At 57.7% G+C, this 9,695-nt stretch carries 9 protein-coding genes and 3 pseudogenes; 4 read left to right on the top strand and 8 right to left on the bottom strand.

The window, feature by feature from the left end; translation table 11 throughout:
• Positions 1-233, top strand: a pseudogene (locus NW809_RS08030) (hypothetical protein); the annotation flags it as partial.
• 19 nt (positions 234-252) lie between these two features.
• Here the strand turns inward: NW809_RS08030 and NW809_RS08035 are convergent.
• The 7 genes from NW809_RS08035 to NW809_RS08065 all read right to left on the bottom strand — a co-directional run bounded on the left by NW809_RS08035 (position 253) and on the right by NW809_RS08065 (position 7,349).
• Positions 253-627: a DUF3493 domain-containing protein gene (locus NW809_RS08035; RefSeq protein ID WP_414401897.1), complete on the bottom strand. Its 375-nt coding sequence runs from the start codon at positions 625-627 to the stop codon at positions 253-255.
• A gap of 2 nt (positions 628-629) precedes the next feature.
• Positions 630-1,271: a hypothetical protein gene (locus NW809_RS08040; RefSeq protein WP_011429402.1), complete on the bottom strand. Its 642-nt coding sequence runs from the start codon at positions 1,269-1,271 to the stop codon at positions 630-632.
• Between the two features lie 132 nt (positions 1,272-1,403).
• Complete coding sequence (locus NW809_RS08045; protein WP_414401898.1) at positions 1,404-2,705, bottom strand: gamma-glutamyl phosphate reductase; 1,302 nt, start codon at positions 2,703-2,705, stop codon at positions 1,404-1,406.
• 117 nt (positions 2,706-2,822) lie between these two features.
• A complete protein-coding gene (locus NW809_RS08050; RefSeq protein ID WP_414401899.1) occupies positions 2,823-3,275 on the bottom strand; it encodes a hypothetical protein in 453 nt (150 codons plus the stop codon).
• A gap of 57 nt (positions 3,276-3,332) precedes the next feature.
• Positions 3,333-4,508, bottom strand: a complete 1,176-nt coding sequence (locus NW809_RS08055; RefSeq protein WP_414401900.1) for a hypothetical protein — start codon at positions 4,506-4,508, stop codon at positions 3,333-3,335.
• Between the two features lie 124 nt (positions 4,509-4,632).
• A complete protein-coding gene (locus NW809_RS08060; protein ID WP_414401901.1) occupies positions 4,633-5,913 on the bottom strand; it encodes a hypothetical protein in 1,281 nt (426 codons plus the stop codon).
• The gene (locus NW809_RS08065; RefSeq protein WP_414401902.1) at positions 5,910-7,349 is read right to left on the bottom strand and encodes an NAD(P)/FAD-dependent oxidoreductase; all 1,440 of its coding nucleotides are present in this window, start codon (positions 7,347-7,349) and stop codon (positions 5,910-5,912) included. The genes NW809_RS08060 and NW809_RS08065 overlap by 4 nt, the downstream gene beginning before the upstream one ends.
• A 130-nt stretch (positions 7,350-7,479) precedes the next feature.
• Between NW809_RS08065 and gshA the strand changes: the two genes are divergently transcribed.
• Positions 7,480-8,616 carry a glutamate--cysteine ligase gene (gene gshA / locus NW809_RS08070; RefSeq protein WP_414401903.1) on the top strand — a complete coding sequence of 379 codons (1,137 nt, stop codon included), beginning with the start codon at positions 7,480-7,482 and terminating at the stop codon, positions 8,614-8,616.
• A 225-nt stretch (positions 8,617-8,841) separates the two neighbouring features.
• Here gshA and NW809_RS08075 read toward each other — a convergent pair.
• Positions 8,842-8,973 (bottom strand): annotated as a pseudogene (locus NW809_RS08075) (IS200/IS605 family transposase); the annotation flags it as partial.
• A 343-nt stretch (positions 8,974-9,316) separates the two neighbouring features.
• Between NW809_RS08075 and NW809_RS08080 the strand changes: the two are divergent.
• Positions 9,317-9,463, top strand: coding sequence for a hypothetical protein (locus tag NW809_RS08080; RefSeq protein ID WP_346426101.1), 147 nt, complete (start codon positions 9,317-9,319; stop codon positions 9,461-9,463).
• Between the two features lie 42 nt (positions 9,464-9,505).
• Positions 9,506-9,695 (top strand): annotated as a pseudogene (locus tag NW809_RS08085) (RNA-guided endonuclease TnpB family protein); the annotation flags it as partial.

Raw genomic sequence — 9,695 nt, forward strand, 5'->3', positions numbered from 1 at the left:
TGTACAGGCGTGGCTGGAGGGTGGATCCTTCCTTGCCCAAGGTGGCCATCTACGTGTTGGGCGCAGTGGTGATCCTGGCGATTCCAATTCTCACCTTGGCAGTTTTAGTGGCTCTCGCGGCCTTTCTTGCCATCCAAATAGCCCAAAAGTGGCCCCAGGAAGCCCGCCGTTATCTTCCCAGCGCCGACGAGGAAGACGACTCCGATCCCCGCCAAGGGGACTGGGACTATTGACAGGCTAGCCGTCCCTGCCCTAAAGCGGGGCATCGCCCTCGGGCGGACGGGGCAAGTCTTTTTGGCTGCTAAGGCGCTGCTTCATCCGTCTGACCAGCTTTTGCTGGGAGTGGCTTTCCAGCCTGTTGAGGCCGAGGGCGCCGGCCAGGATCCCTAACTGTAAGGCCAAGCTGGGCAGGGTGGTCTCCAGATCCCGCCCTGCCAAGGCTCGAAAGAAAAATACAAATGCCCCGATGGTGGCCGAAAAACCCACCGCCAGGTAGACAAAGCGCCGCAGACTGCGGTAGGGGGCGGCCAGTTCCGTGAGCAGCCTCACCCGATCTGCCGCTGGATCCCGACCTGGGGGCAGGGGCGAGCCAGGTTTTGGGGAAGGTTTGGGCTCCGATGTTGCCACGGCTACACCTCCTCGGGCAATAGTAGGGGATCCCGGCCAGAAATCGCCGCCAAGCTTTCCTCGGCAGCCCGACAGGCAGCCAGAATATCTTGCTCTTCCCCGCCCAAGTAGACGCGGCCAAAGCTGCCAAAGGGCATCACTTCGAGGATGTTGATGCGGGCCGATTTTTCTGCCTCGTTGGCGGCCAGGGGGGCATAGCCTGCCGGCTGCACCTCCAGGATGTAGAGGGTTTGGCCGGCTAGGAGCATCTGGCCGCGGCGGAAACGGTTGATCAACTGGGTTTGGTGGGGATCGATGTTGCGAATGATCTGGCTGGAGATGATGCGCGGCCTGAGGCGCTCCTTTTCGCTCACCCCCAAAGCCGCCAGGATGGCCCGACCGGCAGTGCGGGTATCCCCCTGGTTGCTGGAGTGTACCTCCAAAAGGCCGTAGAGGCGCTCCACCACCTGCAGCCCCGGCCTTACCGAGGTGGCTTTGAGGGCGATGTCCATAACGCGGTTGATCTCGATGCCGGGGGAAATCTCGACCCAGAGGGAAGTATCCCCTGGCAGAGGCAAAAAGCCCTGGGCCACCGTGCCCAGATAAGCAGCGTACTGGGGCTGGAGCCGATCCAAAAACACGTAACTGCGCAGGTCAATCCCCAAAGGAGTTCTCCCCCCTGTCTGTTGGGCTGGGTTGGACGTCGGACGACGGGGCCGGCATTCCTCCCTTTCTAGTCTCACGCCATCTCTTGGCTTTTGGGGAGAACAGCAGTTCGGTATCCCAACTTTCCCCTGCTACAGGTCACCCTGAGCCACTACCTTCACCGTTGTCAAGGCTTCCAGGTCGATGGGCCCGCGCACGTGCAGCCGCTGGGTGGAAATGCCCAAAGACAGGTCGCGAAACGCTCCCAAGGTGGGGATCCCGGCTCCCCGGCCTGCCGAGAGGGGAGAGGTGTTGATGTGGATCAGGGCGGCATCCACCTCCTGGAGAAAGCGCTGGGCTGCCGATTGGCTGTCGGTGAGGATCGTCTCCGATTGACGACAGCCATTTTTGTTGATCCAGGCGATCGCCTCCGTCAGGTCGGCAACGGGCTGGAGGCGCAGATGAGGCCGTTCTGTGGAGTCAAAGCCTTCCCCCAGCGGCTGAAGCTGGGAGAATCGCTCCAGAATGGGGGCTGCTGCCTGTATATCGATCCCTTGACCCAGCAAGTCTTCAATCAGGGCGGTCAGATGATGGGCGGCCCAATCGGTGTGGATCAGCAGCCAAAGGGTGAGGGGCTGATAGATCGGGATCCCTTCTGGGCCATAGCGAGCCAAGGGATCCAACAAAACCGACTTCACCAAAGGCCAAGGAGCGGTGCGATCCACATAGATGTGGCCGTACCCCAGATGCGTGACCAGAGTCGGCACTTTGCTGGCCTGCAACAGGAACTCCACCCAGCCGGGGCGACCGCAGGGGATCACCAGATCCACATAGCGGGTTTGCTGCAACAACAGCAACAGTGGGGAATCGGCCTGGGGATCGGTCGCTTGGTCTTGGGCGGGGAGGGTTTGAATGGCCCCTTCCGGGATCCCGTGCTCGTAGGCGGTCTCTGCCAACAGGTTGACCAGGGCCTGATGGGTTTTCTGGATGGGGCCGCTGCCGGCCAAGATCACGCCATTGCTCGTCTTGAGACACATGCCAATGCCATTCAAGGCAAACTCGGGGTAGATCTCGTAGACCAAGGCGATCAGCCCCAAAGGGACGCGGTAGCGGCCAATAAACAGCCCGTTGTCCTGACGGCACCCCCTCTCCAGGCTCCCGATGGGATCCGGCTGTTGGGCCAGGAGAGCAAGCAACTGGGCGGATCGCTGCAGGCGCTCGGGGGTAAGCTTGAGGCCGTTGAGGATCCACTCCGGCAGGGTTTGCTCGCGGCAGCTTTCCAGGTCGAGGGTATTGGCCTCCAACAGCAGATCGGAGCGCTCCAGCAAACGGCGCGAGAGAGCCAGCAGGGCCTGGCGTTTGGTTTCGCCGCTCAAGCGCTGGAGCTGAGGCAGCAAGCGGCGCACCTGGCGCAGGGTGGTGCTGAGGTCAAAGGCTGAACCAAAATCGGTCACTCGCTTCCCTCCTGCCCGGCTGACCGACGACAGACCTGCTCCTGACCACTGCTAACAAGAAATGGCTAGATCCACAAGGGCTGAAACTAGGGATCCCTGGCAACGATCCCAAGCATCTCAAGGCCGCCGCAGCAGCAGGATCGCCGTCACCATCAACAGCGTCAGCAACAGGCAAAGAATCAGGAACCAACTGAGCAACTGGGCTTGGCTGGGGAAGAGCAACACGCCCAGAAACCCCACCGCCAAAGCAACCCCCAGGCTGAGGGTGAGGCCCAAGAGCGCAGATCCCTGGAAAGTGCTTTGCCGGTGCAACACCCACTGATGGCCGTTCCAGAACCAGATTTTACGGTAGGGGTAGGAGACGGCCAGTTGCTCAATGTGCAAACGGTCGGGGGTGATGGCGAAAATATTCTGGCAACGGCTGCAGCCAAAAGCCTCAGTCAGGGTAATCAGGCGCAACTGACCTTGGTGGCAACAGGGGCAGGGGTAAATTTTGGTGGGCTCGATGGGCTGAGCCACTCGCAGGGACGATTTCTGCCGAGGCCACTTGTGGGGAGAGGAAAACGCCACAGCTCTCAGTCGGTGAGAAGTCGGGATCCCTCACATCCTATCCTCAAGAAAGCAGGGTCAAGCCACCCAGAGATGGTGGACGTAGCGCCAGGTCAAGATCTGGTTGAGGACGAGGAAGATCAGGCCCAGAAGCCCATAGCCCAGCTTGAGAACTCTGCTTAGGTGGGGGCGCGCCCACAGGGGAAGGAAGCCGAAATCTGTGTGCTTGGCCCAGTGCAGGAGGGCCAGCACTTGCACGAGGTGAACCGGTAGGCAGTAGCGAATCATGCTTCGCTGGCCTAGGGGACTCATGCCGGCTACAGCGATGTAGAACATAGCCCAGGCAGCTAGGTGAAACCCCAGCCGCTCCTGCCAGCGCCGGCTCTTACCGGCCACGACACTCAAACCATCCAGCAAGCCTGTAACAACTAGGGATCCCAGCGTAACAGACACAAACAGTTGGCTGAGAGCATCAGACCACAGGCCAGGATCCTGCAGCGGTGCAGAAGGAGAGAGCAAGACCTGCCATCGCTCAGGGGAAAGAACATAGGTATGAGCCTGGAAAAGGGCTTGGTAATTGGCCTGGACGCCGGTAAAGTAGCGCTGCATCTCCATGTAGAGATCCCAGCGACCGAAGCGGAGCTGACAGTAGAGGAAAAAACTCAGCCCCCCCAACAAGGCCAAAACAACGGCGCCTGCCGTCCAAAACCAACGGCGGGATAGCCGCAGCAGGGGAACCAGCGCCACCGGCAAACCCACAATGCGGGTGGCACTCATCGCAAAACCGTGGATCCCGGCCAGGAGCCCTGCCTTCATCGAATTCAAGCAGGCCAACCAGTAGAAAAAACCCAACAAGCTGGCCATGAAGAGGGATTCGCTGTAGCCCACGACAAGGTAAAAACTGCTGGGATAGACCAAGATAATCAGACTTGCCAAAACTTGCCAAAGAGTGGGGATCTGCCAGCGGCGGTAAAACAGGAAAAGGTAAATCCACATCAGCCAGCAAAAGAGCTGGGCAGTGAGATAAAGCCCCAGTTCAGGGTCAACTCCCAACAGGCGGCTCATGGCGGCCACCGCCAGGGGATAGCCTGGAAAGAAGGCCACATTGCTCTGCTCGTAGGCAATCTTGTCAAAGCCCACAAACTGATACCCCCGCTCCACAATGCTCAGGTACCAGTAGCTATCGCGCTGGCTCAGGGCTGTAAAAGCAGAAGCACAGCTGCCGCGTTTTGTCCAAAGGTATATCGCCAACACCTGTAGGATAGTCAGCGCTAAGCCCAGCAAAAAAATCCGAGTAGGAAAGCAAACTAAACATTTGCGAATCTGCTGCAACGGAGGGCCAGGGCGCAAACTCATCAGCTTCACCACCAAGGTTCGATCAAGCCACCCAAAGATGCTGGACGTAGCGCCAGGTGAGGATTTGGTTGAGGGCAAAGAAGACTAAAGCCAAGATCCAATAGCCCAGCCTCAGGACACTGTCAAGATAGAAACGCACCTGTTGGGGGATGAAGCTGAAATCGGTGTATCTGATCCCATGCAACCAGGCCAGCACCTGCAGGATGTGAACTGGCAGGCAGTAGCGGATCATACTTCTCTGGGCCACGGCACTCATGCCAGCCACGGAAATAGAGAACATGGCCCAGGCAGCCAAATGAAACCCCAGCCGCTCTTGCCAGCGCCGGCTCTTGCCGGCCAGGACACTCCACCCATCCAGCAGGCCTGTAATAACTAGGGATCCCAGCGTGAGGAGAACAAACAGTTGACTGAGGGAAATGGCCCATATCCCAGCCCCCAAAGCCTCGGAAAAGGAGAGCAAGGACTGCCAATAGCCACTAGAAAAGAGGGGGGCATAAGTACGAGGTCGAATAATAGCCAAATAATCGAAAGAACTGGGGCCAAAGTAGCGCTGCATTTCCAGGTAGAGATCCCAACGGCCAAAGCGGAGCTGGCAGTAGAGGAAAAAGCCCAGCCCACCCAACAAGGCCAGAACAACAGCGCTGGCTGTCCAAAACCAAGGGTGGGATAGTCGCAGCAGAGGAACCAGCGCCACCGGCAAACCCACAATGCGGGTGGCGCTCATCACCAAACCGTGGGCCCCAGCCAAAAGTGCCGCCCGGAGAGAGTTCAAGTCCATTGACCAGTAGAAAAAACCTAGCAGGCTGGCTACGAACAGAGACTCGCTGTAGCCCACTACCAAGTAGAAGCTACTGGGATAGACCAGGATGATTAAGCTGGCCAAAACTTGCCCAAGAGGGGGGATCTGCCAGCGGCGGTAAAACAGGAAAAGGTAAATCCACATCAGCCAGCAAAAGAGCTGGGCAGTAAGATAAAGCCCCAGCTCCGGCTCAACTCCTAACAGGCGGCTCATGATGGCCACCGTCAGAGGATAGCCCGGAAAGAAAGCCACATTGCTCTGCTCGTAGGCGATCTTGTCAAAGCCCACAAACTGATAGCCCCGCCGCACAATCCCCAGATACCAGTGGCTATCCCACTGGGTTAAACCCTTGAAGATAGAAGCATAGTCATCCCCCTTGCTCCAGAGGGAGATCAAGAAGATCTCCAGCCCTGTCAAGGCTAAGCTTGGCAGCAAAACCTGGATAGAGAAAGGGGCAAGACGCTGCCAGCTTTGCCGCAAAAGAGGGCCAAGCGAGAAGCTCATCGTCGGACCTTCGCGGGTGCGGGTGGCACTTTGATCTCTTCTTGGTAATCGCTGTCGGAGTTCACCTGCCAGAGATCGTGGCTGCCGGGGCGGAGAACGTTTTCGGCCGCCAATAGGCCCATCAGCAGGCTGTGATCCTGGTTGTTGTACTTAAACGAGCCATAGCGGCCCACCAGTTGCAAGTTTTCAAACTGGCCGAGGTACCTTCGCAAGATGGCCAAGTCTTCTTTGTAGCTGCCGGTGTAGATAGGATAGGTGCGGGGTAGGCGCACCACAAAGCCGCCAGAGATCTTCTGGCCTTGCAGCAGGCCAATTTGGCGTAGCTCCCTCTCGGCCAAAGCCAGCAATTGCTCCTCGGGAGCTTGCCACAAGGGATCCCCAAAGTTGCACCAATACTCACAGCACAAGGGGGTTTGTTCTCGGTTGGGGAGCATAGCCGGCGACCAATTGGCGAAGTTGGTTACCCGACCGACCTGCACTGTTGGGTCGTTGATATACAGCCAGTTATCGGGGAAAAGCTGGGATCCCTCCACAATCAGATAAACCAAAACGGTGTTGCGAAACTTGAGGTTGCGGGCTGCCTGCAGTACCTCTGGAGGAGGCAACTCCTGTAGGCTCTGCACCAAAACTGTCAGAGGGATCGAGGAGATGACGTGGGAGGGGGAGACCCATGTTTCACTTCCATCCTGAAGATTGCGCAATTGCAGCTTGACAATCCGGGATCCCTCATGCCTAAGGGCAATGACCTCTGTATTTAGCCAAACTTTTTGACCTTCGGCCAGCAAAAACTCCTGCATTTTTTCGTAGAGCTGGCCGGATCCCAGCCGAGGAAACTGAAACTGATCGATTAGAGATTTCACCAAACCTCGATTCCACCCCAATGCTTTTCGTATAGCCTCTCCAAGACTGAGACCTTTGATGCGCTGGGCAGCCCAATCAGCACTGATCTCGGTGCAAGGGATCCCCCAAAGCTTTTCTGTATAGCCTTCAAAGAAAATCTGAAAGAGTCGAGCGCCAAATTTGCCCTTGACCCAATCGGCAAAGTTGCGGGGAGCTGGCCGCGGAATGAGTTGTGCCCAAAGATAGGAAAGGACAATGCGCAGGCTTTCCCACCACCCCACTTTGCGCAGGACTTCCCAGGCTTGAATGGGGTACTGAAAATAGTGCTTGTGGTAGTAGATGCGGGTAAGCCGCCGGACAGTCACTTGTTCGGATCCCAAAACCTGGTTCCACAGCTCCAGCACCGCTGGGATCTTGGTAAAAAAGCGGTGCGGGCCATAGTCGAGAATGAACCCCCGGTAGCAAATGCTTTTGGCCAAGCCCCCAACCCTGTCTTCCCGTTCCACTACCACCACAGGGAAGCCCAGTTGGGTCAAGCGGTAGGCAGCCGCCATGCCCGCCGGCCCTGCTCCCAGAATGTAGATGGGATCCCGCACGCCGCCCCTTCCCCACGATCGTCTTCAAGCGTTGCCGACATTGTACGGTAGTGCGAGAAACCCTTTCCTACACAACCCTGGGAAAATGGGTAGAGGTTAGACTGAGGAGGCTGCGGCTGGAGGCTGGCCTGTGCTGTTGACCAAGGGCTTTGAGGTAGAGATGTACACCGGCACCGCCGCCGGAGAAGTGGTGGGGTTGTCGGATCGCATCTGCCAGGCTTTGCCGGGGTTTGTGCGAGAACCAGATCGGCGCAACGTCGAGTACATCACTCCGCCCCTTCGCCGCTACGAGGATCTGCTCTGTGCCCTGCTGCGGCCTCGGCTGCAACTGCGGCAATTTTTGCGCCGCCTTGGCCCCTACACCCTGTTGCCGGGGAGCACGCTGGCTTTGGGCGGCAGCGACCACTTTGAGCGCTCGGATCCGGACAACCCCTACCACGACTACATCGAGCGCACCTACGGCACGCGGGTGGTGACCGCCAGCATTCACATCAATGTTGGCCTGCCGGATAGCGAGGCCATTTTTCTTGCCTGCCGTTTGCTGCGGGCGGAAGCTCCCCTGTACTTGGCCCTGAGCGCTTCTTCTCCGTTTCTGGACGGCCAGGTGACAGGCTACCATTCCAGCCGTTGGCAGGTGTTTCCCAAAACGCCGGCCCAGGTGCCCTTCTTCCGGGATCACGCCCATTACATCGCCTGGATGCGGGAGCAACTGGCCCTGGGCACGATGCAGAATGTGCGCCACCTCTGGGCCTCTGTGCGGCCCAACGGCCCAGAGCGGCCCTACCATCTCAACCGGGTGGAGCTGCGCATCTGCGACCTGGTGGCGGATCCAGTGATGGTCCTGGCCATTGCTGCCTTGGTGGAGGCCCGCCTCTGGCAATTGCTATCCCAGCCGGAGGTTCTGGATCCCTTGCGGGGGCCTTTGACACCGACGGAGCTGGAGAGCCTTTGCGAGGCCAACGAGCAGGCCGCTGCTCGCGAGTCCTTGCGAGCCCGTCTGGTCGATTGGCGCACGGGCCGAGAACGGGTGGCCCAGGAGTGGATTGAAGAGCTGCTGACCGAAGCGTGGCGCCTCGGCCAACCCCAGGGCCTGGGCTGCTTTTTGGCTCCCCTGCAAACTCTGCTCCAACAGGGCAACGAGGCCCAGCGCTGGCTGAAGCAGGTCGACCAGGGATCCACACCCGCCCAGGTGTACCAACGGGCCATTCAGGAGCTGGCCGAACAAGACCGAGAAAGACAAGAGACCCTCTGCCAGCTTGTTGGCTAAGCCTTTGCCCAACGGTGGGCGCTTCTCAGTCCGGTGCCTGCCCCCCACCAGATCCCCAGTTCAAACCTGACTTAGATTCGCCTAGACAGGCTCCACCACTTCCCCTAGGGCTTGCCGAGCCACACAAAAGAATAGCTTGGTAGCCCCGCACTTGAGTGCGGGGCGGAAAAGCCCGCTAGCGACTTTGGTCGCTTACCCATGATGGGGGTCGTTGATATAGTTTCATAGCTCAAACAACCTCTTCCTGACTTCTCCTACCAAGACCTCTTTCCTTCTCTTTGGCCAAAAAATAAGATAAACAACCGCTAGCCCCACACCATGGTTGTAGTGATTGTACCGTTGACTTTCCTCTCGCATTATCGCTTGCCCATGTCAGACTACGGTTGTCATGCCGCTTGCCAACAATGATGGAGTACGGCTGTCAGCAGGTTATAGTCAGGAACAGAGAGCTAGTCCCCCTATTAGTGTGTCAACAGTCTAATAAGCAACTGTGCTTTGTACTATGCGAGACAAGTCTATTTCAAGACGAAGCGATGGGCAAGCTATGGTGAGCTTTGCGCTGAGATGGGGAGAACCCAAAGCAAGCACTTCATCGCAATGTATGTTTCCGCCGCGCAACAGACCTGCAAGTCTGTAGCTGAAGTGGGTCTATGCCAAGCCTGCTCGACCTCAATCGCTGGATCTGAGAAAAGCTTTAGCAATTGACCACGGAGTCAACAACTGGCTTACGTGCGTTAGCAACTTAGGACATAGCTTCATCATTGACGGCCGCAAAGTCAAGTCCTTTAACCAGGGGTACAACAAGGAGCTGGCTAGGCTCAAGACTCACAAGCTGCCGGGGTTTTGATTGCAAAAGCTTGGTCGAATTACGGAAAAAAGAAACCGGCGGATGCGGGATGCAATCCACAAAGCTGCGCGCAAGGTCATTGACTTCTGTTTACACCACTCAATTGGGAGAATCGTCTTTGGTTGGAACAAAGAAAAAAAACAAGAATGCGGCTTTAACCAAAACTTTGTTTTCATTCCAACAGGTCGGTTCAAGGAGCGTATTGCGCAATTATGTCAGCATTATGGCATGG

The sequence above is a fragment of the Synechococcus sp. WC101 genome, assembly GCF_047461555.1.
In the GTDB taxonomy this organism is placed as follows: Bacteria; Cyanobacteriota; Cyanobacteriia; order Thermostichales; family Thermostichaceae; genus Thermostichus.